Below are 24,561 nucleotides of genomic sequence, written 5' to 3'. Positions count from 1 at the left end.
ACCATGGACCGTTCAGCGTATGTGGGCCGTCATGTACTGGTCTGGCTGGAGCAGGTAAAAACTGCCACGCTTAGTGAGCTGGATAATTTTGGCGATGAGGGCACCGTTGAGCAGGTGATGAAAGTCTGGGTCAAACTGTCATTGCTAAGTAGCCGTCGGCGTCCCGAGATTGCGATCTCATCGCTGCTAAAACATGTTCTGCCCAACATCGGGTTGCTGCCCCTCAAAGCACTGAACCGTTTACGGCTCAACCGGCTCTACAACATTCTGATTGCCGACGGTAAAAAAGAGGAGGCGCGAAGGGTCTTTGCGCTGACTAAACAATTCCTTGCCTGGGCTGAGATGCAGGGTTATCTCGATCATTCACCTATTGCCTCAATGAAGAAACGGGATGTCGCAGGTCGCTCAACGCCGCCGCGCAGTCGGCAACTCACTGATGCGGAAATTTGGGTTTTCTGGCATGGGCTGGACAACTGGGCATTATCAGAACAAGTCCGCTGGGCGCTGCGTTTGTGTCTTGTCAGTGCCCGACGGCCTGATGAAATCGTACAGGCGCAAAAAACGGAGTTCGATCTGCAGTTAGGATTGTGGATGCAGGGCACACGCAACAAATCACAGCGGGAACATGTGTTACCCATTTCACCCCTGATGAAGCAATGCATTGAAGCATTGCTGCGCGATGCGGATCCCGATTCCCCCTGGCTGGTGCCCGCGCCACGTGATCCGCAACAGCCACTGTCAAAAGGCGCACTGAACCAGGCATTGCGCCGGATGATTCGCGCTCCACGCGGACTCGGGCTGGAAGCCTTTACGCCGCGCGATTTGCGCCGGACCGCACGATCTAAACTTTCCGCGCTCGACACGCCTAATGATGTGGCCCGCAAAATCATGAATCATGCGCTGGAGGGTATCGACCGGGTGTATGACACTCATGACTATCTGAGCCAGATGCGCAGCGCGATGAACACCTTCTCGGATGCAGTTGAGCAGATTATTCACTGCGAAAGTTATTATCTGCTGCGACATCGCTATGATGGCGAGACGCTTTCCCTGAACGATCTCTCTATCATGGCGATGTCACGCTAACGCTTTCATTCAGGGTAATCAGAAGTGGTAGCGCAGCCAGGCAAAATAGACGTTCCCGTTGTTATGCGTACCGGGAATATAGGTCATCTGGAAATCGAGATCGCCATAGCCGATTGAGGCCAGTGGCAGGACGGCTGGCACTGGAATATAGTCCCAGTTGTGTCGTGCGGTGACGCCAACAGTGTAACCTGCGCCCCAGTGAAAATTCTGATCAGCAAGCGGGCGCCAGGTTGCCACCCAGCCATAGCCACCGAAGGGTTCCCATTTATTAAAGGAGTCCTTAAACGCCATTAAATAGATGCCGTTCCAGTTGCCTTTTTCGTCGTAACGGGAAATCCCGCCACCTGCGCCCCAGGGTCTTTCATTATATTTATTAATATGTTCCCGATCGTAGGTTGCACGGTTGTGCCAGGTAATAGCGGGAAGGTAAAAGTCGATACCCTCAGGTTGCTGCCAGGTGGTGGCGACGTTATTGCTGAAATTTTCCCAGCCTGAACTTACATTCTGCATAAGTGTGGCGGCGGAGGCTGAAAATACACTGAAAACGGACGTAATGATCAGCGCTTTAAGAGGTAAAATTTTGCGCATTGACGAATTCCTGCAATATCTGGTGTTAAATAAGGAAAAAAATGAATCAAGACGGGGATTGTTGCATGATAAAGGGAAACTTCAGGTCAATGAACGGGAATTACAGGATTTTATAATTATTTAAAGTGAAGCAGCATTTGCTTACCGAGGTTAAATTCGCTTTTACACTGATGTGAAAATCCCTTCCTTGCTGGCGATCCTCTCCAGCAGTCCGAACCCGATAAATACTTTTCTGAAAGAATCAGCATTGTTTGTTAACCAAATCTTGCATTGATAATCGCAATGCGTATATTTCTCATTTGCTTTAAAGTTTTTTCACACTTGCGCGTAAACGCTTACGAGAGGGTTTTTGATTTCTCTGAGCATAAGCAGTCAGGCGATGCCCGCAGGATGCAGGGCCGTGATAATGGCAGCATAAAAACATAAAGATAATTGAGGAATTAATGAACGCCTTCGATCTTCAGCATCCCCGGATTAAGAACGTGATTGCTCTGCAACGTCCATTTCGCTTCTCGTTGCTGGCCGTGATTGTCGCCTCATCACTGGCACATAACATTGCGCATGCCGCAGAGACTCAGGCACACGCTGCCAGCACTGACCAGACTCTGACCGTTACCGCTTCTGCTAATGCTGCTGCGGTCTCTTCGCCCGAAACCGATTACAGCGTCCCGGTTACCCGTGCAGGCACAAAAATGCTGGGCACTGCGCGTGATGTGCCGCAGTCAGTCAGCATTGTCAGCAAGCAGCGAATGGCAGATCAGCAACTTCAGTCGCTGAATGATGTGCTGGCAAATACCACTGGAATCCGCGGCATCAGTGGGGATATGGACCGCACTAACTACTATGCGCGCGGCTTTATGATCGACAACTATATGGTCGATGGCATTCCCACTGCTTTTGCCGAACGCTGGAACCTGGGCGATGCACAGACCGATATGGCCCTGTATGAGCGCGTTGAAGTGGTTCGCGGCGCAACGGGGCTGATGACCGGGCCAGGCAATCCTTCAGCAGCCATCAATATGGTACGCAAACATGCGGACAGCAAAGAATTCGGCGGCACCGTCTCTGCCAGCTACGGCAGCTGGAACAAACAGCGTTATGTTGCCGATCTTTCGGCGCCGCTCAGTGAGTCAGGTAATGTGCGTGGCCGACTGGTTGCAGGCTGGCAGGATAACAACAGCTTCATCGAACGCTACGGCGCTAAAAAACAGTTCATCTATGGCGTAGTTGACGCCGATCTGACGGATTCTGCCACGCTCTCTGTCGGTTATGAGTTCAGTCAGGTCAATACCGACTCCACCATGTGGGGCGGCGCACCACGCTGGTACACGGACGGCACACAGATTCATACCCGTCGCGGCTACAACACCGCGCCTGACTGGGCCTATAACGACAAAGAGAATAGCAAACTCTTTGTAAACCTGAAGCAGGATTTCGATAACGGCTGGAACATCACCCTGAACGGGGCGCACAACGAGATGCGTCTGGACAGTAAGCAGATCTTTCTTGATGGCTATTTCGATCGCAATACCGGCGCGGGTGTCTCTTCCTATGCTGACTATCCGGTGGTGGGCGGAACCGGTTATAACACCGGCAAACGGAAAGTGGATGCAGTGGATGCTTTTGCCAGCGGCCCGTATGAACTGCTGGGGCGCCAGCATGAGCTGATGGTGGGCGTCAACTACACCCGCCAGGATAATAAGTACTTCAGCACCTTTGAGAATATCTCGTCGGCGTCGTTGGGTAACTATAACGACTTCAACGGCCAGTATCCGGAATCCAACTGGACACCGCGTCTGCCTGCCAGCGATACCCAACTGGTTCGCCAGAAATCAACTTACATGGCAACCCGCCTGTCACTTGCTGATCCGCTGCACCTGATTCTCGGCGCCCGTTACACCAACTGGAATCGCGAAACCTTAAGTGGCGAAGCGGAAGAAAACAACATTACGCCGTATGGCGGGCTGATTTATGACTTCGCCGAAAACTGGTCGGCTTACGCCAGCTATACCTCGGTGTTCCAGCCCCAGGATTACCGCGATGCCAGCGGTGCTTACCTGTCGCCGGTTATCGGTAAAAACTACGAGGCAGGCGTGAAATCTGACTGGCTGGACAGTCGCCTGACCACCTCCGTTTCAGTTTTCCGTACGGAGCTGGATAACGCAGGTGAAGCGACGACGCAGACCATTCAGGGCTCAGGAGATGTTGCCTACGTTGGCCGCAAAGGTGTTGTGAGTCGTGGTGTGGAGTTCGAAGTCAACGGTGCATTAACCGACAACTGGCAGATGACTTTTGGCGGGTCGCGTTACATCGCGGAAAACCGCGATGGCAGCACGTTTAACCCGCAACTGCCGCAGACCAGTTTTAACCTGTTCAGTAGCTATCGTCTGCCGACACTGCAGCAGCTGACGCTGGGTGGCGGCGTGAACTGGCAGACGCACGTCTGGAACGATGTCGGCGGCCCGGAAGGTAATGGCACCTGGCGCGCGCGGCAGGGCAGCTATGCACTGGTTGATCTATTCGCCCGCTATCAGGTGAACAAAAACCTGTCACTGCAGGGCAATCTCAATAATCTGTTCGACAAAGAGTATGACACCAACGTGGCCAGCTCTGTGGTCTACGGCGAACCGCGTAATTTTTCAGTGACCGCCAGCTACACCTTCTGATTTGTATCGTTGTAACGCCTGTGAAAAACGCCTCATTTGAGGCGTTTTTCACAACATAACAGGTCAGCACTCAGGTAAAACGTAGTGCCAGGTTAAAACCTTCAGTGGACTCCACCACAATCGCTTCAGGCCGCTCCTGAAATGCGATGTCACCCGTCACCGGCATTCCTTTTTTCGTCATTGCGCCGCCACAATCTGCAACGCACGCGGTACCAGCTGGGTGAAGTACGCCACCGCCGGACCAATCAGCGCTTCATCCGGATCGAAGGCGGCATGATGCAGCCCAAACTGGCTGGCACTGCCGATGCTGACAAACGCGCCCGGCACCTGTTGCAGATAGAAGGCAAAATCTTCTCCGCCCATCTGCGGCGACTCCGCATGCTCCGCGAGATAGCCACTCTGTTGGGCAACGTCCAGAGCAACATCCACCCAGCCTGGCGTATTAATCAGGGCCGGCGGTCCCTCGGTCCACTCCAGTTCTGCGGTCGCACCAAACCCGGCGGCGATACCCTGAATCAGTGACCGCATGCGGTGCGGGATCTGCGCCCGAATCTCGCCGTTGTGAGTGCGTAGGGTGCCCTCAAGCTCAACGCTTTGCGGCAGCACGTTCCAGGTATTACCGGCGGTAAAGCGCGTTACGCTCAGCACCACCGTTTCCAGCGAGCTGAATACCCGGCTCGGCAGGGTCTGCAGTGCCGTCACGATATGACTGGCAATCACGATCGAATCGATCCCCTCCTGCGGTCGTGCGGCATGCGCGCCTTTGCCCTCAATGCGGATCACAAAGCGGTCGACGTTGGCATAAAACGCACCCGCCCGGCTCTGAAGCATGCCCAGCGGCAGGTCAGGCGCATTGTGCAGGCCGAATATTGCCTGAACGCCTTCCAGCGCACCGGCTTCAATCAGCTGACGCGCGCCATTAAAAGTCTCTTCGGCGGGCTGAAACAGAATCCGCACCCGGCCAGGCAGCGTCTCTTCCTGCTGTTTCAGTTGCAACGCCACACCGAGCATCACGGCGCTGTGAACGTCGTGACCACAGGCGTGCATCACGCCCGGCTGCTGTGATCGCCACGGTCGCTCGGTGGTTTCTTCAATCGGTAACGCATCAATATCCGCGCGCAGGGCGATCAGCGGTTCGCCATGACCGATTTCTGCCACGACGCCGGTTTTCAGCCCCAGCGGCTTCAGCCGGATTCCTGCCTGTTCCAGCCAGCGTGTAATCCGTTCCGTAGTGGCATATTCATGATTCGAAAGTTCAGGATGCTGGTGCAGTTCGCGACGCCACTGCACCAGTTGTTCAGTTAAAGGCAAAGTCATGGTATCCCTGTGTTTCCGGCATAAAAGATTTATCCATTGCCTCAGCAGGCGCAATCATCATCGAATGACGCAACACGCAGATAAAGTAACGATTTGGTCGAAGCTTATCTGAATAAAATCAATGCGGAAGTGAAGGGGATTTAATCAGTGTTCTGAGCGTGCGGAATGACAAACACTGTTTTGCCATCCCGCAATTTTTTTACAACAGGGTAATGACTACTCCGCGCATAATTTTCGCTGTCCTGCACGCAGGAATGCGCTGACCAGACCCAGCCATAGCAGACCGCAGATCAGATTCACTATGCTAAAACCACCGTTGCCGAAGCTGAAATACGCGGTTTTGGCGGCTTCAATGCCGAGTGCAATGATCAGAATGCTCACCATCCCAAGCATCGCTGCCACGCTGCCTTTGCCTGCGCGGCTGGAAAAAAGCGTCATGCGATAGAGTCCGGCGTTGACCAGTCCGGTGCCAAAACCGTAGAGACTCATTCCGGCAGTCAGCCACAGATAGCTGTCTCGGTTAATCATGGTGGCGATCGCTGCAATGGTCAGTCCGCAGACCACAGGCCATGCACCGAGTCTTACAGGCTGTTCAATGGGCAGACGGCTGGATAATCGACCCAGAGTCAGATTACCTGCAATCATGGCGGCAAAAACCGGCAGCTGTAACAGCGCATAGTCGATGCGGCTCAGTTGCGCACCGTGGATCAAAATCACGGGCGACAATGCTACCCAGGCAATGCAGGGCACGGTGACCAGCCCGATCGCCAGCGAGCCGCGCATCACCTGTGGTTCTTTTAGCAATAAGGCATAACCGCCAATAATCGAACGCAGTGACAGCGGTGTCTGACGATCGCCCGCCGTTTCAGGCATGGCATACCACAGCCCGGCCAGCGCCAGCGCCGCGACAGCCCCAATCAACCAGAACAGGGTGCGCCATTCTCCCACGGTAAGAAAAGCTGCGCCCGCCAGCGGCCCGGCCAGTGGGGCCAGCAGGGCGACGTTGGCCATCAGCGCCATCATTTTAATGCTGAGCGACTCTGTGAACGCCTCCTGTATCGCCGCGTAACCTACCGCCCCGATAAAGCAGAGGCTCATCCCCTGAAGAAACCGCAGCAGGATGAACTGTTCAATACTCTGTACCCAGTGGGTCGCGATGCAGGAGAGCATAAAAAACGCCACGCCGCTGAGCAGCACCGGACGCCGCCCGATCCGATCCGAGAGCGGTCCAAGCAGCCACTGCAGCAGAATGCCACCCGCCAGATAGGCGGTCAGCGAGGTAGAGACCCATTCAGGCCCGACCTTAAATTCCTGTGTCACCAGCAGCATGCCGGGCTGGATCATGTCATGGGCGATATAGGTGGCGAACTCGAATAACACCAGCGAGAGCGGAAAGATCAGATGTCGGCGGGTCAGTTGCGCCACCGGCAGAAAAGAAGCCATGATGAATACCTGCAATATAACCATTAAAAAGCGGCCACCGAAGTGACCGCATTAAATCAGAGTGACAGTGTAACGCTTAGCGCCAGCGGGCAATCGGGTTGACCAGCGTACCCGCGAACTTCAGATTCTCGGCGGGATCGGCAAGGTTGATCATCTGCTGATTATTCGCCAGTTGCAGGCGGTTCAGACAGGAGCGGGTAAACTCCGGCGCAAACATGTCATAACGGGCGAACTTAGTGGCATGCTCGGGGTGCGCCTGCTGATAATCCTTCACGCATTGCGCCACCGTCTGCCAGAAATCCTCTTCCGGCAGCGTTCCTGACTGATGCAGAATCGCGCTGATAAAGCGGAAGATGCAGTCAAATACATCGGTAAAGATCGACAGTAATTTGAGGTTCTCCGGCACATCCACCGCCAGGCGCTGAACACCCTCCGGCAGCACGGCATCCGGGTTCATCACGGCAATCTCTTCGCCGATATCCTTCATGTAAGCACTGACTGGCACGTTGTTCTCCAGCAGCATGATCAGGTTTTCACCATGCGGCATAAACACCAGGTCATGCTGATAGAAGCAGTGCAGCAGCGGGCTGAGGTAGCAGGTGAGATAGCGATCAATCCACTGCTTCGCCGGCAAACCGGAGTCGGCAATCAGTGCAGGCAGCAGAGCCTGCTGATGGTGATCAACGTGCAGGAATGAGGCCATGGTCATCAGACGCTGGCCAGGTTGCAGGCTGGCCGCGGGATTATCCCGCCACAGCGCTGCAAACATCTTTTTGTAGGCGGAATCGCCTTTGATCGCCTGCTCGTAATAGCGGTTGTGATAGCCGACGGAAGCGACTTCGCGCAGGATACGGAAATCACAGCGTTGAAGCCACGCATCCCCCGCCACCAGCTGTTCCAGCCAGCCGTTAATAGCAGGCGTTGTCGCCATATAGTAGGGTGACAGACCGCGCATAAAGCCCATGTTCAGCACCGACAGTGCGGTTTTCACATAACGCTTAGAAGGCTGGCTGCGATTAAAGAAGGTGCGGATGGACTGCTGCGCCTGATAAGCATCGTCGCCGCTGCCAAGATAAACAATATCGTGATTAGCGATGTCCGCCGCAAACACGGTCAGCAGTTTGTTCTGCCACTGCCACGGATGCACAGGCATCAGGATATAGTCCTCAACCGCCCGCCCTTTATTCACCAGCTGCGTATTGAAGTGTTCCAGGGTGGTGTCGCCCAGCTCATCACGCATCAACTGTTCATAACTCAGCCCGCTAAGGCTGGAGAAATGGGCATTGCGGCGGTGAACAGCGACCCAGATAAGGTGTACGGGCGCGGCGGCTTCCGGCGCATAGGCCAGATAATCCTGCGCATCGAAACCGATACGTCCGTTGTTAGCGACGAAGCAGGGATGGCCTTCGGTCATTGCCGCTTCCACGGTCTGGAAATCGGCTGAGACCAGCGCCTGGCTGTCGGGATTATTCTTCTGAAGTTTATACACGCTGCTGCACAGTGTGCTGCTGATCTCCTCCATATAGGTCGCCAGCAACGCCTGCGGAATGCCAATCTCGCCATTGAATTCCACAATAAACTTCAGCGCATCCAGCGGCAGATCGCGACCGTTCTCCTGCTTGCGTAGTGACTTCGCGTCGATTTCCCAGTGATCCAGCGCCAGCCGCGCCGCCTGGAAATGGTACGTTGCTTCACCGCCCGGCACCGCCAGTTGATAGCTGCCATCCTGCGATGCCTGCGGCGTGATGATTTTTTCATGCGTGAACTCGGCAATCGCTTTGCGGATCAGCATGCGGTTGGCCTGTGTCCAGTTGTCGCCCGTCAGATGTGTGCCGTCGGTCAGTGAAGCGGAGGTATTCATGGTCTGCGACTCCTGCAGTAACGCGTGTTGATAATCGTCCCGCTGGCAAAAGGCCAGCCAGGCGGTTTTATGGCCCATGTCGATGGTGTGCTGATAGCGGAATCCGGCGCGTTTATTCAGCACGTGGATTTTTTCATTGCGTACGTCCGGCTCTACCACGACACGGTTTACCTCGGGGCGGCTGAACATGTAGTCCATCACCAGCGTGAAGACCTGCCAGCTAAAGGCTTTGATTGGCTGGCTGGCCGGGGCAATCAGAATGTGCATGCCGTAATCATCAGGCGCGGCCGGATAAAACGTGCCGACCTCGTCGTCGCGGGCGCGATAACACTCAATCAGGCAGATGGGCTTGTCATTGCAGCAGCCAATCAGCGCGGCATGAGGATTGGATGCGGTCAGCGTCTGATAAAACGCCGCGACCTGTTCCAGACTCTGCTGCTGCATGCCCCAGAAGCGCGCGTAATCACGGGTGACCCAGCTGTGGATGAGTGACGCATCGCGCTCAAGGATCGGTCTCAGGGTAAACTGGCCTGCGGGACGATCGGCCCTGAACAGTATTGGTGAACTCATCTCAGTGCTCCGATTTAGCCGGGAAAGTCTGGAAGGCGATCTGACGCTCGATGGGATACACCTCGCGTCCGGTCAGTTCACGCAGCAGGACTGAGTTGCGGTAGCAGGCCATGCCGAGATCCGGCGTGACAAAACCGTGGGTATGCAGTTCGGCGTTCTGCACGAAGATCTGATTGTGATGATCGATGCTGTAGTTGCGCTGAACGTCATAGCGGCCTTTGTCATCCCAGCGCAGGCGGGCGTGGATACCCTCTAAAAACATCGGTGGCTGGTAGTGATAACCGGTCGCCATCACCAGTCCTTCGGTGCGACGGGTGAAGGTGCAATCCTGCTCTTCCTGATGCAGCGTCAGTTCGAATTCGCCCTGTGGCAGCCAGCGCATCGCGGTCAGCGCCGAGTGAGTAAAGAGATTGACGTTGAGATCGCCGTCGAGCTGCTTCACATACATCAGGTCGTAAATGTCATTGATTAAGCTGCTGTTAATTCCCTTGTAGAGATTCTTGTGACGGGCATTCAGCTCGTCACGTGTGCTGGCGGGCAGGGCGTGGAAATAGTCCACCCACTCCGGCGAGGTCATCTCCAGCGTCAGCTTGGTGTACTCCAGCGGATAGAAGCGCGGCGCGCGGGTGATCCAGTTGAGCTGATAGCCAAAGCGGTCGATATCGGTCAGCAGATCGTAGTAGATTTCCGCTGCGCTCTGGCCGCTACCCAGCACGGTAATTGAACGCTTCTGCTGCAACTCCGCTTTATTGGCGAGATAATGGCTGGAGTGGGTCAGGCGCTGGCGGTGCGGCTGGCTGCACGCCGGCATCCAGGCTTTTGGCCCGGTGCCGAGCACCAGATGACGCGCCTGATAGCGCTGTTTCTCTCCGCTTCGGGTGTCGGTCACCTGGAGGTGATAAATGCCGGCCGCTTCATCGTAGCTGACATACTCCACATGGCTGTTCCAGCGCAGATTAGACAGACGCGAGCTGGCCCACTGACAGTACTGGTTATACTCTTTGCGCATCAGGAAGAAGTCTTCACGGATATAAAAAGAGTATAGTTTTCCTTTCTCCTTCATGTAGTTAAGCAGGCTGTACGGGCTGGTCGGATCGGCAAGTGTCACCAGGTCGGCCATAAACGGCGTCTGCAGATGGGCGTTTTCCAGCATCATGCCGGTGTGCCAGTCAAAGCCGGGATTCTCATCCAGGAAAATACCGTTTAATCCCTCAACCGGCTCACTCAGACAGGCCAGGCTCAGGTTGAAAGGGCCAATGCCGATGCCAATAAAATCGTAAACAGGATTATTCATTTCAGATCGCTCCCTGATTAGCCGCGCTCAGCGCAGAGGCACGAACCTGTTCGCGGCCGTAATGCGCAATCAGGCTCAACACATCTTCGAGGTCGGCAATGGTGGTAGTGGGATTTAACAGGGTGAATTTCAGATACTGACGTCCATCCACTTTGGTTCCGGCAATCACCGCATTACCGGAACGGAATAGCGCTTTACGGATGGCGGCGTTGATCTCGTCGATCTGCGCGTCACTGGCATGTTTGCCGGGAATGTAGCGGAAAATCTGGGTAGTCAGCTCAGGCGCGTGCAGCACTTCAATGGCCGGATGCGCCGTTAATAGCTGGTGCGCAGCCTGTGTCAGATCGATCAGGGTATCGAAGGCATCACCCAGCGCCGCCGGGCCCATGACGCGCAGTGTCAGCCACATTTTCAGCGCATCAAAACGGCGGGTGGTCTGAATGCTTTTGTTGACCAGATTCGGCGTGCCTTCCTGCTGGGCGCTGAGCGGATTGAGGTAGTCCGCATGGTGCGTGACATGCTTCAGATTCTGGCTGTCCCGCACAAAGAAGGCGCCACAGCTGACGGTCTGGAAGAACGATTTGTGATAATCAACGGTCACGGAGTCCGCGCGCTCAATGCCATTCAGGCGGGAACGATGATTTTCAGAGACCAGCAGGCCACAGCCATACGCGGCGTCAACGTGCATCCATAAACCGTAATCGTCACAGAGACGGGCGATTTCCGGCAGTGGATCGATGCTGCCAAAGTCTGTGGTGCCGCTGGTGGCGACCACCGCAATCGGGATCAGCCCTTCACTGCGGCAACGCGCGATCTCCTGTGCCAGACATCCCGCGTCCATGCGGTAATGGTCATCGTGATCGACGGCGATAACCGCGTCATAGCCCAGTCCCAGAATCGCCATCGATTTCTGAATGCTGAAGTGACTGAGTTTCGAGGTAAACACCCGCCATTTCGAGGCAGTTTCAGGCAGGCCACGATGCTTAATCAAATGTCCCGGATGATGTGCGGCACACCAGCTGTCACGCGCCAGCAGCATTGCCATCAGGTTGGATTGGGTACCGCCGCTGGTGAAGATCCCATCCGAACCGGCTGGCAGACCAATACGGCCAAGCGTCCAGTCGATCACCTTCTGCTCAATCAGGGTGCCACCTGCGCTCTGATCCCAGGTATCGACCGAGCTGTTGACTGCCGCCATAATCTGCTCTGCCATCAGCGAGGGCAGCACCACCGGGCAGTTCAGGTGCGCCAGGTATTTAGGATGGTGAAACCAGACGGCGTCACGAAGATAGAGCTGGCTCAGCTCGGTCAGTGCATCCTCGTTGTTGCCGAGTGGGTGATCGAGATCGACCTCGCTGAACTCCGCCGCCAGTTCGTGGGGAAGAATGCCGCTGAAGGGCTTCTCTACGCCGGTAACGGTGCGCGTCATCAGCGTTAGCACTTCCTGAGTCTGCTGCGACCAGGCCGCCAGTTGCTGATCGTTAAAAATGGCCGTTTCGGCACCGCTGGCGTTGGAGGCTGGCGCGAGATCCAGAGCCGCCTGTGTGGATGAGCGTAAAAGCATGTTCAGTTCCTGTGCGTTAATACCAGTGACCCTGCCGGCATTAAGCCAGCAGCGTTGGATGTGCGCTCAACAACTCCAGTAAACATAAATCTGACTAACCAGATAATAATCCTGACAACCAAAGACGCCAGGGTTTTAACCTTAAAAAAATAAATACCGCATATTATTTGTGGATTTCGCAGCGTTTAACGCTTTGTTATATGCGGATGAGAGTGTAAATGTTAATCATTATCATTCAATTGTTTTATTGTTAAATTTTATCTATTAGCCGGACTAATGTTGTAAGTGTGACATAGATCACATTTTGTGTTCGGAATAGTCCTTTTTTAGCGTGATTAGTGCCAGAGAATGTCAGTGAATCTGTGTCACGATGAGGCGTTTCAGGTCAGGGATGAGCGTAACGAGCGTAAATAACGGCTATTGTCGGCACAGGTGAGGGGGATTCTGATAAGAACCAGGAGGGGAATGAAGAGCCGATGAAGCACACACCCAGAAAGGGCTAATCACCCTTTCTGGTTTAGTACACTTTCTTTTTACCCTGCATTCGTTTCAGCAGGTGCCTTCTTTTTGGCCATGAAGTTATAAATCACTAACAAGCCAAAAATACCGGTGATGATCATGGTGATGGTTCCCTTGTCCATAAAGTGAGCCATATTGCCAAGCAGAATGCCGGTCACGCCGAAGTCGGTATCCGAGAAGGTCGTATTGGTCAGGCCAATCTGTCCCAGCACCGGTAGCAGGGCGACAGGCAGGAAGGTAATCAGCAGGCCATGTGCAAAGGCACCGCAAATCGCCCCGCGTTTGCCACCGGTGGCATTACCAAATACGCCCGCCGTAGCGCCACAGAAGAAGTGGGGCACAACACCCGGCAGAATTAATACCCAATGCAGTTGACCGAGGACAAACAGCCCAACCAGGCCACCAACAAAGCTGGAGATAAAGCCGACCAGCACCGCATTCGGGGCATAAGGGAAAACAATCGGGCAATCCAGCGCGGGTCTTGCCTCCGGTACCAGTTTTTCTGAAAAGCCGGTAAAGGCCGGAACGATCTCAGCCAGGATTAAGCGCACACCCTGCAGAATAATAAAGACGCCCGCCGCAAAAGTTATGGCCTGAATAAACGAGTAAACCAGGTAGTTCTGACCATGACTGAAGTTGGCCTCTACATACTCTTTACCTGCTGACACCGACAGGATTAAGTAAATAATCATCATCGTTAGCGAGATGGAGATCGTGCTGTCGCGCAAAAAACTGAGGTTTTTTGGCATGTTCATCTCTTCGGTGGATTTAGAACCTTTACCCACTAAAGAGCCGATCCAGCCAGATAAGACATAGCCAATGCTCCCGGTATGCGCCAGCGCGACATGGTCGCCCCCGATGATCTTACGCATATAAGGCTGTGCAATTGCCGGGAAGGTGGCCATCAGAATACCCAGAAGCAGTGAGCCGGTGTAAATAAGCTGCACACCTTCAAAACCGGCAACTGATAAAATAATCGCGATCATACAGGCCATATAGAACGTCACATGGCCGGAAAGGTAGATATATTTAAGTCGGGTAAATCGGGCAACAACGATGTTAGCGACCATACCGAAGGCCATGATCATCGTGGTTGGCGCACCATATTTTGCCAGTGCGATAGAGACCATTGCTTCGTTATTAGGAATGATGCCCTGAACATCAAATGCATGTTTAAAAATGTCGCCAAGTGGTGTCAGGGAACCAACCAGAACGGTCGCTCCGCCTGCCAGCACCAGGAAGCCCAGAATGGTTTTAACCGTGCCCTTAATAACGTCAGGAAACGGCTTCTTCTGCGCAATCAGTCCGAAACATGCCACCAGTCCGACTAATATTGAGGGCACTTTCAGCACGTCGACGACGAACTGCAAAAGATTTTGAGTAAACATATTAACCTCGAGGGTAAGGTGTTTATCTAATTATTAGCGTCAGTTTTTCTCAAAATACTCGCGTATTTTTTGTTCCACTTCTTTCAGGTCAATAATGTTGTTAATGATGATAACCTTCTGTTCAGGAAGGTTGGCGCTGTAGGCAATATCTTTTGCCATCACAAAAACATCCGCCACATCGGGCGTAACAGAGCCGAGATCAGAATGTTCAACTTCCGCTTCAACACCAATAGTTTTAAGCACCTTCTTAATGTTCATTTCCATCATGAAGCTGCTGCCCAGACCTGAACCACAAACCGCCATAATTTTCATATCTCACCTCATTCACTGTTGATCACATGTCGTGTTTTAGCGGGCAATTCAGACGCCCGATAAAATCGTTATCAGCGCTTCTTTACTGGTCACCCTGAAGAGTTGGGCCATGATCGCTTCATCAGACAGAACTTCTGCAAGCTCAGAAATCATTTCGATATGGCTATTGCTGTCCGGCGCGGCAAACATAAAAATGGCCTTTACCGGATCGTTCTCTTCTGAGTCAAATTTCACGGCTGTGCCCAGCAGCACAATCGACAACCCTAGTTTGTGCGCGCCCTGTTCCGGACGGGCGTGAGGCATTGCAATCTGCGGAGCGATGACGAAAAAGGGCCCGATCTCCTCTTTTTGCTGAATGATCGCATCAATGTAATCCTGCGAGATTGCGCCCTCACTGAGCAGAGGACGCCCCGCAATGACGAGTGCTTCCTGCCAGTCAGCAACGCTTTCGACGTACTGGATTTTCTCGTTGTTTAACCACTTAGCCAGGTGTGACATCGCCTTGCTCCTGCTGAAAATGCCTGAATATGTACAGTCATTTTTTATTAAAACGCCTTTCATCCCTTTTTGACTGAACCTGCAGGCAACCTGCGTCCACTCACTGTGCGGGAAAATAAAGGCAGTCCGATTCGTAAAAGAACGTTTTATCAAGCCGTTAAGAAATAACGCGTTTCTTAGCGTGCACATAAAATTAAATTTCACTTTAACCGGTACATCTGTACATGTTAAAGATGTCTAGTCATCTCGATAATGTCCTTCGACGTGTACTGACACAACATGTAAAGTTAAAATTTGGCTGAACAGGCTTAACATCAGTGCCAATTTGATAAGTTGATCACATATTCAGCGAGCCGTAGTGGTACTCATCCGGCAATGTCAGGCAGAACTGTACTGACACGGATTAGAGGGAGACCGTCCTTCACGCAAATGGGAAGAAAGCCAATGGCTGATGGCATTACTGAAAAGCAAAAAGAGGTGGTTAATTACATCCTCAATAAAATTAAGGATGATGGCCTTCAACCCGGAGAAAAGCTGGATACCGAAATATCAATTGCCAAAAATATCGGCATTACACGCGCAACAGTGCGTGAGGCGACACGTATTCTGGTAGAACAGCAGAGAATATATCGGGTAAAAGGATCGGGTATTTTTGTGGGTTCCGCGGAGATAAGTAGCCAGGCTCACCGATATCATGTGCTTTCACCTTTTGATTATCAGGCTCAGAGAAATGGCCATAAAGGTGTCAGAAAAATCATCTCTGTCAGTATCGTCAGGGTTCCTTCAGCGGACATGGCCCAGGCACTGCGTATCAAGAGCAGCGATCAGATTTATAAAATTTTACGTCTGATGTGTTTTGACGATATTCCGGTGGCACTGGAACATATCCACCTGCCAGTAAACCTGTTCAACAGCATGGAATTCAGCAAGCTGGAAATCTCCAAATATGCCTATATTGAAGAGGTGACAGGTAAAAAAGTTCAGCTCAGAGACCAGCATTTAACAGCCGTCAATCTTGCGGATACACAATCACTTACGTTACTTAATTTAGCGGAAGGCGATGCGGTCATTCAGCTTAATGAAACGGTCTATCTCGACGACGGCATTCCCTGTGAAGTCAATGTGGCGATTATCAATACCCGGTATTTTCCTCTGAAACAAAACTCGCAGCGACCTTAACTAAAATAATGTTTTAGTCACTTATCTTTCCTCAATTGAAAGCTCAGTATGCTTATTTAATTGCCCGACGTTCTGCGCTTTCTTCCTCCAGTACAGAATGGACTTCAGTGTGTTGTATTCCCGATGTCTGTTATCAAGGCAGCGCCGCGGCAGAACGCATAACAGCTTTCCATACTTAAGACGATTTTCTGCATAACTTTGCCGGCTCGCTGGTTTCAATCGCCTTTTTTTCAGGTAACAGGCCGTTTTATCCGTGAGATCTGGCTATCAAATCCTGTTTCAGCGCCGTTATCCTCATTTATCCTTTCATCCCTCCCCATTATGACGAATTCAATAAAGCATAAAACAATATGATGTTTTACCAATAATCACCTGCGCAGCACACTGGTCAGCAACCGGAATTAACAAGGACCAGGTGAATGGCATATCGATTGAGTCTGTTAGATAAAGCACCCGTGCTGCAGGGCGAGACGCCCACCGCAGCGCTGCAGCGCACCCTGCAGCTGGCCCAGCTGGCAGAGGAGTGGGGATATCACCGTTTCTGGCTGGCAGAACATCACAACACCGCGCAGCTCGCCAGTCCTTCACCGGAAGTGTTAATTGCGTGGATCGTTGCCCAGACCCGTCATATTCGCGTCGGATCGGGCGGAGTGATGTTGCAGCATTACAGCCCCTATAAAGTGGCAGAAAACTTTAATCTGCTCGCCTCTCTGGCTCCCGGACGTATCGATCTCGGTGTAGGCAAAGCGCCAGGTGGATTACCGCTCTCCACCCATGCACTGCAACAGGGTGTCGATGCCGCTAAAAAAGGGAGCTTTGCTAATCAGCTTCAGCTGCTGGATAGCTGGCTCACGCACGCTCAACCTCATGTTGATGACGAAGGCTTAGCCGCCACGCCACTGCCGTCACGTCCGGCCAATCGTTTTCTGTTGGGTGCCAGTGAAGAGAGCGCCCGGCTCGCCGCCAGTCTGGGCTGGCAGTTTGTGTTTGCGGCCCACCTCAATGGCGATCGTCAGTTACTGGAGCGCGCGTTAAGTACTTTCTCCCGCCTGAGTCACGGTCAGCGCGCACTGGTGGCTGTACAGGTGGTGGTGGCCGATTCACCCGCCGGCGCAGACCTGCTGGTTTCCGGTCTCCGCCATTATCACGTCGCAGTGAAAGAGGGCCCAGGCGTCAATGTCGCCAGTCTTGAGCAGGCCGAACGCTATGTGCGTCAGGGCGGTTACAAGGATTACAAAATAGAGCCGCGCACACCGTCATTGCTAAAAGGCACATCAGCGCAGGTTCATGCTCAACTGGATGCACTGCATCATAACTTTGATATTGATGAGTTCGTGATCGACACGCCGATTACCGAGCCGGTTGCCCGCCTGACGTCACTTGAACTGCTGGCTACGCATCATCTGGTCGCAGCCTGAATCTCAGTGGAGAGTCATCATGAACCATGAGTCACAACTGATCGAATGGCGACGTGAACTGCATACCTGGCCAGAGCTGTCGGGTCAGGAGTTTGCGACCACGGCGCGACTGCGGGGATGGTTAGCCGCAGCGGGCATCAGGATTCTGGATTATCCCCTCGAGACGGGCGTGGTGGCGGAGATTGGCAGTGGAGAGACGGTGATTGCGCTGCGCGCGGATATCGATGCACTACCGATCCATGAGGCGAGTGGCGTGCGGTTTCATTCCCGTCATCCTGGCGTCATGCACGCCTGCGGTCACGACCTGCACAGCGCGGTGATGCTGGGCGCAGCGTTACAGCTCAATACGCTGTCCGATCAATTACCTGGCCGGGTACGTATTCTGTTTCAGCCCGCAGAGGAGATCGCGCGAGGAGCCAGACAGTTTATTGAGGCGGGTGCACTTGATGAGGTACAGGCCATTTTCGGCATGCACAATGAACCCTCGCTGCCCATTGGCACATTCGCTACCCGCAGCGGGGCGTTCTACGCCAATACGGATAAATTTATTATTTGCGTGACTGGCAAAGGCGCACACGCTGCGTATCCGGAACAGGGCGTCGACAGCATTGTCACCGCCAGCCAGATCATTCAGGCGTTACAGGGACTCACCAGCCGCAGCTTCAGTGCCCTGGACAGTCTGGTGCTGAGTATTACGCGTATCGACGGCGGTAAAAGCTGGAACGTGTTACCCGGCGGCGTTGAGTTTGGCGGCACGGCCCGAACCCATGATTTACGGGTGCGCGCGGAACTGGAGCAGCGGGTGCGGGTGCTGGTTGAACACGTTGCCGAAGCCAATGGCGCGCAGGCAACCCTGAGCTGGCATCCTGGCCCGCCGGTGCTGATCAATGACGCGCACTGGGCGAACTTCAGCAGTGAAGTGGCGCAGCAGGCGGGTTATCGGGTGCAGACGGCCGATCTGCATCTGCTGGGCGAAGATTTTGCCTTTTATCTGCAACAGGTGCCCGGTGCGTTTGTCAGCATTGGCAGCGCCAGTGATTTTGGTCTGCATCACGCCAGTTTTACCCCGGATGAGGCGCTGATTGCCCCCGCCGCCGACTACTTTGCCCGACTGGCCCGCCAGGCGCTGCAACATCTTAATGCGCGATGTCGGGAATCCATTCTGAACTGAATTCATCTGCAGCCCGCTAACGCACGACGGTTCTGAACACCGTCGTCGGGCACCGCTACGACTAAAAAAGAGAGAGCATCATGACCACAAGACAACTTCGGCTGGGCACTATTCTGCATGGCGCATCGGGAAACATGTCCGCCTGGCGCCATCCTGCGGCACAGGCTGATGCCAGCATCAGCCTGGATTACGCCAAAAAAATCGCCCGTAAAGCGGAGCAGGGCAAGCTCGACTTCCTGTTTGTCGCCGACGGATTATTTATTAATGAGAAATCGATACCACACTTTCTCAATCGCTTTGAACCGCTGACACTCCTGTCTGCCCTGGCGGGCGTTACGGAACATCTGGGACTGGTCGGCACCGTTTCCACGTCCTACAGCGAGCCGTTCACCGTGGCGCGTCAGTTTGCCAGCCTCGATCACCTCAGCGGCGGTCGCGCGGGGTGGAATGTGGTGACCTCGCCGCTGGAAGGTTCCGCAAAAAACTTTTCCCGCCAGAAACATCCTGAGCATGCGTTGCGTTACCGCATTGCCGATGAGTATCTGCAGGTGGTGAAAGGTTTATGGGATTCGTGGGAGCAGGATGCTTTTGTGCGCGACAAAGCGAGTGGGCAGTTCTTCGATCCGGCAAAGTTACATACGCTCGATCATCACGGTGACTTCTTCCAGGTGCAGGGGCCGCTGAACATTGCCCGCACGCCGCAGGGCCGTCCGATTATCTTCCAGGCCGGGGCCTCTGAGGACGGTAAAAAGCTGGCGGCGCGCCACGCTGACGCCATCTTTACCCATCAGCCGACCCGCGAAGAGGCGCAGGCGTTTTATCAGGATGTGAAGCAGCAACTGGAGGCGAATGGCCGTCAGCCAGAGGATCTGCACATCTTCCAGGGTGTCAGCGTGATTGTTGGCGATGATGCAGAGGATGTGGAGCGCCAGTATCAGACCACGGCGGCGCTGGTATCAATTACCGATGCGCTTAATTACCTGGGGCGTTTCTTCGACCATCACGACTTTTCACAATACCCGCTGGATCAGCCGTTCCCGGATATTGGCGACATAGGTCAGAACAGCTTCCGCAGCACCACCGACGAGATCAAACGCAAAGCCAGAGAGCACGGTCACACCTTGCGTCAGGCGGCGCTGGAAGCCGCCACGCCGCGCCCGCTGTTCCACGGTACACCGGAAGAGGTCGCCGATGGTCTTCAGCAGTGGTTTGAGACCCAGGCCGCTGACGGCTTCATCATCAATGGCGGTACGCCCGATACCTTTGAACGCTTTGTCGACCGCGTGGTGCCGATTCTGCAGGCTCGCGGGCTGACGCGTCGCGACTATCCGGGCAGCACCCTGCGCGACAGCTTTGCCCTGAAACAACCCGTTAATCAGTTCACCTCACAATAGGGCACAGGCCATGAAAAAAACATCACCTCTTCTCGCCCTGCTTATTCTGGCGGCCAGCAGCCATGCGCTGGCGGAAGATACCCGCGTTTCCTATAACGGCCAGCGGGTCAGTCTTGAAGCGAATAAAGCGCCAGTCAATACCGTGAAGAATCCGGATGCCATCGCTCAGTTGCCTGCCGGTCATCACTTTGTGGTGCCAGGTTCCTTTACCGTGGCGGTTGCGGCACTGAATTCGCCACCGCTCACCGTGTTTTCCGACGACAACAAAACCCTGCTCGGCAGTGAAGTGGACATTGCCCGGCTTGTCGCTGACAGCCTGGGACTGAAACTCAACGTCGTGCCTGCGTCGTGGGAAGACTGGCCGCTGGGTGTGGCCTCAGGCAAGTATGACGCGGCGATCTCCAACATCACCGTGACCAAAGATCGTAAAGAGAAATTCGACTTTGCTACCTACCGTAAAGACTCCCTGGGTTTTTATGTCAAAACCAGCAGCCCGATAAAATCACTGACTAAAGCAGAGGATATCGCCGGGCTGCGGATCATCGTGGGATCCGGCACCAATCAGGAGGCGATTCTGCTGGCATGGGATAAAGAGAATCAGGCAAAGGGACTTAAAGCCTTTACGCCGATCTACGCCAAAGATGATGCGGCTCAAACGCTGGCGCTGCAGGCAGGCCGCGCAGATGCATACTTCGGTCCCAACGTGATTGGAGCCTGGAAAGCGGCACTGACGGGTAAAACCCGCCTGGTGGGCAGTGTCGATGGTGGCTGGCCAAAAGCGGCGCACATCGCCGTTACCGTGAAGAAAGGCAGCGGCCTGGCGGAACCGATCAGTACTGCGCTGAACGGCGTGATCGGCAATGGCGACTATCAGAAGGTGCTGAACCGCTGGGGTGAAGGTGTTGAGAAGATCGACCGTTCAGAAATCAATCCCGCCGGACTGGGCGACTAAGGAGCTGACCATGAGTGAATCCACTTTTCGCGATGTTTCACCCGATGCACCAGCGCTCCAGCCGATTCTCGGCGGGCTATTTGATGAATATTCCGCGCGCTATGGTGACTACTTTGCCCGGCATAAAGAGCAGGAACTGACCGAATGGTATCTGCCGCCGCAGGGGCTGTTTATTGTGCTGGAGCGTGACGGCGAGATTATCGCGATGGGCGCTTACAAACCCTGTGATCCACAAACCGCCGAGCTGAAACGTATCTGGACACGCAGCGATCTGCGTCGTCAGGGGCTGGCGCTGGTGGTGTTACAGGAGCTGGAGCGGCGTGCGCTGCAGGCAGGTTATCAGCGGCTGTTTCTCACCACCGGCTTTCGCCAGCCGGAAGCGGTACGGCTCTATACCGGCCACGGCTATCAGCCTCATTTTGATCTCAGCGGCGATCTGGAGCGTTACGGCCAGCCGCCCCATGACGGACGACTGCGTTTTAGTAAAGTTATCGGCGTTTATAACGTCGCCGAAGCGAGTTAAGGAGTGACGATGAGCAAGCATCAACAACTACAGGTGGTGCCAGCGCGCTACCCGGCACGCACCGCCGGGGCTATCGTGGCGCTGTTTATACTGGCGGGCGTGGTGCAGTCGGTGGCCTTTAACCCACGCTGGGAGTGGAGCGTGTTTGCCCGCTGGTTCTTTGATCCTGTGATCCTGCATGGCCTGGGTCAGACGCTGCTGCTGACCCTTCTGGGCACAGTATTCAGCCTGCTTTTGGGCGGTCTGCTGGCGCTGGCGCGACTTTCCTCGTCATGGCTGCTGAGCACGCTGGCGTGGGGTTATATCTGGCTGTTCAGGTCACTGCCGCTGATTGTCGTGCTGATTATTCTTTATAACTTCTCCTATCTTTACGACACCCTGTCGATCGGCATTCCGTTCACCGGTCTGTCGTGGGGCGCGTATCAGACGATTAACGTACTGGGCCAGTTTCAGGCTGCCGTTATTGGTCTGACGCTGGTGCAGGCGGCTTACAGTGCGGAGATTATTCGTGGCGGGATCCTCGGTGTCGATCACGGTCAGGTAGAAGCCGCGTCCGCGTTGGGTCTCTCCGCCACGCGCCGCACCTTCCGCATCATTCTGCCGCAGGCACTGCGCGCCATTATTCCTGTCGCCTTTAACGAGATCATCAGCCTGGCGAAGGGCACTTCCGTGGTTTACGTGCTGGCGATGCCGGAGCTGTTTTACACCATCCAGATGATCTACAACCGTAATCAGGAAGTGATCCCGCTACTGATGGTGGGGGCCGCCTGGTATCTGATTATTACCACCGTATTGTCCGTGATTCAGTATAACGCTGAACGCTGGATGGCCCGCAGCGTCACGCGTGAACCGCAACCCTCTCGCTGGCGACAGTGGCGCAACCGCGTCACACCCCTTCATCCAACCGAGGAGATCAGCCATGTCAGAAGCCATTGATTACCGCACTTCACACACCACCGGAGCCATCAGTATCACCGGGGTCAGTAAACGTTTTGGTAAACATAAAGCGCTGGATGATGTTTCGCTGTCGCTGGAACCCGGTTCAGTAACGGTGATTCTTGGCCCCTCCGGTTCCGGTAAATCCACGCTGCTGCGCATCATTAATCATCTGGAGCGGGTCGATGAGGGATTTATTCAGATTGATGGTGACTACATCGGCTATCAGCAACGCGGCAATAAGCTTTATGAGCTGAAAGAGAAGGCGATTCTGCGCCAGCGCATCAACGTCGGCTATGTGTTCCAGAATTTCAATCTATTCCCACACCTCAGCGTGCTGGATAACCTGATTGAAGCGCCGATTGCGCATCGGCAGTTAACGAAAACGGAAGCGATACAGCGCGCCGGTGAACTGCTGGATATTGTGGGCCTGCGCCATAAAGCGGATGCCTGGCCACGTCATCTGTCGGGCGGGCAGCAGCAGCGCATCGCTATTGCGCGTGCGCTGATGCTTAATCCGCGTGTCATGCTGTTCGATGAGCCGACCTCGGCGCTGGACCCGGAGCTGGTCGGCGAAGTCCTCGACGTGATTAAAAAGCTTGCACGTTCCGGGACTACGCTGGTGATTGTGACGCATGAGATCGGCTTTGCCCGGGAAGTGGCGGATAACGTGGTCTTTATGGTGGATGGCCGGATTGTGGAGCAGGGCAGCACGACGCAGGTGCTCAATCATCCGCGTCATGAACGCACCCGCCGTTTCCTGGCGCGCGTGTTATGAGAGGGCTAACGTTTACCGCGCTGATGCTTCTTCCGGCGCTGACCTGTTCAGCGGCAGAGAAGCTTGATGTGCTTAAAAATGAGGTGCCGATCCCTGCCCCGGCTAATCCGCAGGCGATCGCTAAAATTCCCGCTGGTTTTCATTTTATCGAAGCTGGTACGCTGACGGTTGCGACCTCAGCCACCAACTCACCGCCGCTGTCACTGCTGGCGTCAGACAACGTGACACGGATTGGCAGTGACCCGGATATTGCCAGACTGCTGGCGGACAGCCTGGGCTTAAAGCTGAAGCTGGTTCCGGCTTCATGGGAGGACTGGCCGCTGGGCATCAGCGCCGGACGCTATGATGTCGCGATGTTCAATATAGCCGTTACTGAAGAGCGCAAGAAGAAGTTCGATTTTGCGACCTATCGCGCCGACAACCACGCCTTTGCAGTGAAAAGCGACAGTCACATCAGCCGGATTAATAGCCCGGCTGATATTGCCGGCAAGCGGATTATCGTCTCGTCGGGCACCAATCAGGAGCGCATATTGCTGAGCTGGGATCAGCAGAATCGGGCCAAAGGTCTGCCTGCGGTAACGCCGATCTACCTTACTGATGATGCATCGGCGACGCTGACGCTGCTGTCTGGGCGGGCCGATGCGATGTTTGGACCTCACTCCATGGCGGCCTGGAAAGTGGCGTCACGCGGTCAGACAAAGCTGGTGGGCAGTGGGCCGTTTCGCGCCTGGGTTGCCGTGACCACCAAAAAGGGCAATGGTCTGGCCCCGGCGCTACAGGCTGCGCTCGACGGCACCATTACGGGCGGTCAGTATCAGCAGGTGCTGGCCCGCTGGGGCGAACAGGATGAAGCTATTACGCACTCCACAGTAAATCCACCGGGCATTGTTTACTGAGTCCACAGAGCCGGCGCTGTTCCGGCTTTTCATTAAAAAAGTGAGCCAGAACAATGTTGGATCTCCTCCCGCGCCTCTCTCGTCTGACCGCCCCCGGCTCGCAGCGCCTCACCGAATTGAGCTACACTCTTCAGCGTTAGTGATTTATCCTGCCCGCCTGTTTCCGTTAACATTCATTGCCTGGTGGAGTAATTAACCTGGAAGCCCC

20 protein-coding genes are annotated in these 24,561 nt (G+C 54.4%); 11 read left to right on the top strand and 9 right to left on the bottom strand.

Going from position 1 to position 24,561, the window contains the following annotated elements; all coding sequences use genetic code 11:
* Nucleotides 1–3: 3 nt before the first annotated feature.
* Nucleotides 4–1,086: a tyrosine-type recombinase/integrase gene (locus EE896_RS21155; RefSeq protein ID WP_181405302.1), complete on the top strand. Its 1,083-nt coding sequence runs from the start codon at nucleotides 4–6 to the stop codon at nucleotides 1,084–1,086.
* An 18-nt stretch (nucleotides 1,087–1,104) separates the two neighbouring features.
* Here the strand turns inward: EE896_RS21155 and pagP are convergent, their stop codons facing one another.
* On the bottom strand, nucleotides 1,105–1,674 hold the full coding sequence (gene pagP, locus EE896_RS21150; protein WP_140915692.1) for a lipid IV(A) palmitoyltransferase PagP: 570 nt from the start codon (nucleotides 1,672–1,674) through the stop codon (nucleotides 1,105–1,107).
* A gap of 443 nt (nucleotides 1,675–2,117) precedes the next feature.
* Here pagP and fhuE point away from each other — a divergent pair, with 443 nt between their 5' ends.
* Nucleotides 2,118–4,340: a ferric-rhodotorulic acid/ferric-coprogen receptor FhuE gene (gene fhuE / locus EE896_RS21145; RefSeq protein ID WP_140915693.1), complete on the top strand. Its 2,223-nt coding sequence runs from the start codon at nucleotides 2,118–2,120 to the stop codon at nucleotides 4,338–4,340.
* Nucleotides 4,341–4,517: 177 nt separating this feature from the next.
* On the opposite strand, the gene EE896_RS21140 is transcribed toward fhuE, so the two are convergent.
* The 8 genes from EE896_RS21140 to EE896_RS21105 form a co-directional block, all read right to left on the bottom strand.
* Nucleotides 4,518–5,657 carry an amidohydrolase gene (locus EE896_RS21140; protein ID WP_140915694.1) on the bottom strand — a complete coding sequence of 380 codons (1,140 nt, stop codon included), beginning with the start codon at nucleotides 5,655–5,657 and terminating at the stop codon, nucleotides 4,518–4,520.
* Between the two features lie 216 nt (nucleotides 5,658–5,873).
* Entirely contained in the window at nucleotides 5,874–7,100 is a 1,227-nt protein-coding gene (locus EE896_RS21135; protein WP_140915695.1) for an MFS transporter, read from the bottom strand.
* 76 nt (nucleotides 7,101–7,176) lie between these two features.
* Nucleotides 7,177–9,531, bottom strand: a complete 2,355-nt coding sequence (locus EE896_RS21130; protein ID WP_140915696.1) for a GNAT family N-acetyltransferase — start codon at nucleotides 9,529–9,531, stop codon at nucleotides 7,177–7,179.
* A 1-nt stretch (nucleotide 9,532) separates the two neighbouring features.
* On the bottom strand, nucleotides 9,533–10,825 hold the full coding sequence (locus EE896_RS21125) for a lysine N(6)-hydroxylase/L-ornithine N(5)-oxygenase family protein (RefSeq protein ID WP_039661441.1): 1,293 nt from the start codon (nucleotides 10,823–10,825) through the stop codon (nucleotides 9,533–9,535).
* Nucleotide 10,826: 1 nt separating this feature from the next.
* On the bottom strand, nucleotides 10,827–12,389 hold the full coding sequence (locus EE896_RS21120) for a pyridoxal phosphate-dependent decarboxylase family protein (RefSeq protein WP_140915697.1): 1,563 nt from the start codon (nucleotides 12,387–12,389) through the stop codon (nucleotides 10,827–10,829).
* 533 nt (nucleotides 12,390–12,922) lie between these two features.
* Entirely contained in the window at nucleotides 12,923–14,296 is a 1,374-nt protein-coding gene (locus EE896_RS21115) for a PTS ascorbate transporter subunit IIC (protein WP_140915698.1), read from the bottom strand.
* A 39-nt stretch (nucleotides 14,297–14,335) separates the two neighbouring features.
* The gene (locus EE896_RS21110) at nucleotides 14,336–14,608 is read right to left on the bottom strand and encodes a PTS sugar transporter subunit IIB (protein WP_003855084.1); all 273 of its coding nucleotides are present in this window, start codon (nucleotides 14,606–14,608) and stop codon (nucleotides 14,336–14,338) included.
* 48 nt (nucleotides 14,609–14,656) lie between these two features.
* Entirely contained in the window at nucleotides 14,657–15,106 is a 450-nt protein-coding gene (locus tag EE896_RS21105; protein WP_039661439.1) for a PTS sugar transporter subunit IIA, read from the bottom strand.
* 444 nt (nucleotides 15,107–15,550) lie between these two features.
* Here EE896_RS21105 and EE896_RS21100 point away from each other — a divergent pair, with 444 nt between their 5' ends.
* The 9 genes from EE896_RS21100 (at nucleotide 15,551) to EE896_RS21060 (ending at nucleotide 24,353) form a co-directional block, all read left to right on the top strand.
* Complete coding sequence (locus tag EE896_RS21100; protein ID WP_003855087.1) at nucleotides 15,551–16,285, top strand: GntR family transcriptional regulator; 735 nt, start codon at nucleotides 15,551–15,553, stop codon at nucleotides 16,283–16,285.
* A gap of 419 nt (nucleotides 16,286–16,704) precedes the next feature.
* On the top strand, nucleotides 16,705–17,703 hold the full coding sequence (locus EE896_RS21095; RefSeq protein ID WP_140915699.1) for an MsnO8 family LLM class oxidoreductase: 999 nt from the start codon (nucleotides 16,705–16,707) through the stop codon (nucleotides 17,701–17,703).
* A 19-nt stretch (nucleotides 17,704–17,722) separates the two neighbouring features.
* Nucleotides 17,723–18,874, top strand: coding sequence for an amidohydrolase (locus EE896_RS21090; RefSeq protein ID WP_140915700.1), 1,152 nt, complete (start codon nucleotides 17,723–17,725; stop codon nucleotides 18,872–18,874).
* 80 nt (nucleotides 18,875–18,954) lie between these two features.
* Complete coding sequence (locus EE896_RS21085) at nucleotides 18,955–20,268, top strand: LLM class flavin-dependent oxidoreductase (RefSeq protein ID WP_140915701.1); 1,314 nt, start codon at nucleotides 18,955–18,957, stop codon at nucleotides 20,266–20,268.
* Nucleotides 20,269–20,278: 10 nt separating this feature from the next.
* The gene (locus EE896_RS21080) at nucleotides 20,279–21,220 is read left to right on the top strand and encodes an ABC transporter substrate-binding protein (protein ID WP_008924650.1); all 942 of its coding nucleotides are present in this window, start codon (nucleotides 20,279–20,281) and stop codon (nucleotides 21,218–21,220) included.
* Between the two features lie 10 nt (nucleotides 21,221–21,230).
* A complete protein-coding gene (locus tag EE896_RS21075; protein ID WP_003855096.1) occupies nucleotides 21,231–21,743 on the top strand; it encodes a GNAT family N-acetyltransferase in 513 nt (170 codons plus the stop codon).
* A gap of 9 nt (nucleotides 21,744–21,752) precedes the next feature.
* On the top strand, nucleotides 21,753–22,679 hold the full coding sequence (locus EE896_RS21070) for an amino acid ABC transporter permease (protein WP_008924652.1): 927 nt from the start codon (nucleotides 21,753–21,755) through the stop codon (nucleotides 22,677–22,679).
* Nucleotides 22,663–23,457 carry an amino acid ABC transporter ATP-binding protein gene (locus tag EE896_RS21065; protein ID WP_140915702.1) on the top strand — a complete coding sequence of 265 codons (795 nt, stop codon included), beginning with the start codon at nucleotides 22,663–22,665 and terminating at the stop codon, nucleotides 23,455–23,457. The genes EE896_RS21070 and EE896_RS21065 overlap by 17 nt, the downstream gene beginning before the upstream one ends.
* Nucleotides 23,454–24,353, top strand: a complete 900-nt coding sequence (locus EE896_RS21060) for an ABC transporter substrate-binding protein (protein WP_003855099.1) — start codon at nucleotides 23,454–23,456, stop codon at nucleotides 24,351–24,353. Before EE896_RS21065 ends, EE896_RS21060 begins: the two co-directional genes overlap by 4 nt.
* The last annotated feature ends 208 nt before the right edge of the window (nucleotides 24,354–24,561 follow it).

It is taken from the genome of Pantoea eucalypti, from assembly GCF_009646115.1.
Taxonomy (GTDB): Bacteria; Pseudomonadota; Gammaproteobacteria; order Enterobacterales; family Enterobacteriaceae; genus Pantoea; species Pantoea eucalypti.
This window is presented reverse-complemented; position numbering and strand designations above follow the sequence as displayed.

Excerpts from the sequence above, each read along its gene's own strand:
- EE896_RS21155 (WP_181405302.1), top strand. The coding sequence starts at position 4 with ATGGACCGTTCAGCGTATGTGGGCCGTCATGTACTGGTCTGGCTGGAG.
- pagP (WP_140915692.1), bottom strand. The coding sequence starts at position 1,674 with ATGCGCAAAATTTTACCTCTTAAAGCGCTGATCATTACGTCCGTTTTC.
- fhuE (WP_140915693.1), top strand. The coding sequence starts at position 2,118 with ATGAACGCCTTCGATCTTCAGCATCCCCGGATTAAGAACGTGATTGCT.
- EE896_RS21140 (WP_140915694.1), bottom strand. The coding sequence starts at position 5,657 with ATGACTTTGCCTTTAACTGAACAACTGGTGCAGTGGCGTCGCGAACTG.
- EE896_RS21135 (WP_140915695.1), bottom strand. The coding sequence starts at position 7,100 with ATGGCTTCTTTTCTGCCGGTGGCGCAACTGACCCGCCGACATCTGATC.
- EE896_RS21130 (WP_140915696.1), bottom strand. The coding sequence starts at position 9,531 with ATGAGTTCACCAATACTGTTCAGGGCCGATCGTCCCGCAGGCCAGTTT.
- EE896_RS21125 (WP_039661441.1), bottom strand. The coding sequence starts at position 10,825 with ATGAATAATCCTGTTTACGATTTTATTGGCATCGGCATTGGCCCTTTC.
- EE896_RS21120 (WP_140915697.1), bottom strand. The coding sequence starts at position 12,389 with ATGCTTTTACGCTCATCCACACAGGCGGCTCTGGATCTCGCGCCAGCC.
- EE896_RS21115 (WP_140915698.1), bottom strand. The coding sequence starts at position 14,296 with ATGTTTACTCAAAATCTTTTGCAGTTCGTCGTCGACGTGCTGAAAGTG.
- EE896_RS21110 (WP_003855084.1), bottom strand. The coding sequence starts at position 14,608 with ATGAAAATTATGGCGGTTTGTGGTTCAGGTCTGGGCAGCAGCTTCATG.
- EE896_RS21105 (WP_039661439.1), bottom strand. The coding sequence starts at position 15,106 with ATGTCACACCTGGCTAAGTGGTTAAACAACGAGAAAATCCAGTACGTC.
- EE896_RS21100 (WP_003855087.1), top strand. The coding sequence starts at position 15,551 with ATGGCTGATGGCATTACTGAAAAGCAAAAAGAGGTGGTTAATTACATC.
- EE896_RS21095 (WP_140915699.1), top strand. The coding sequence starts at position 16,705 with ATGGCATATCGATTGAGTCTGTTAGATAAAGCACCCGTGCTGCAGGGC.
- EE896_RS21090 (WP_140915700.1), top strand. The coding sequence starts at position 17,723 with ATGAACCATGAGTCACAACTGATCGAATGGCGACGTGAACTGCATACC.
- EE896_RS21085 (WP_140915701.1), top strand. The coding sequence starts at position 18,955 with ATGACCACAAGACAACTTCGGCTGGGCACTATTCTGCATGGCGCATCG.
- EE896_RS21080 (WP_008924650.1), top strand. The coding sequence starts at position 20,279 with ATGAAAAAAACATCACCTCTTCTCGCCCTGCTTATTCTGGCGGCCAGC.
- EE896_RS21075 (WP_003855096.1), top strand. The coding sequence starts at position 21,231 with ATGAGTGAATCCACTTTTCGCGATGTTTCACCCGATGCACCAGCGCTC.
- EE896_RS21070 (WP_008924652.1), top strand. The coding sequence starts at position 21,753 with ATGAGCAAGCATCAACAACTACAGGTGGTGCCAGCGCGCTACCCGGCA.
- EE896_RS21065 (WP_140915702.1), top strand. The coding sequence starts at position 22,663 with ATGTCAGAAGCCATTGATTACCGCACTTCACACACCACCGGAGCCATC.
- EE896_RS21060 (WP_003855099.1), top strand. The coding sequence starts at position 23,454 with ATGAGAGGGCTAACGTTTACCGCGCTGATGCTTCTTCCGGCGCTGACC.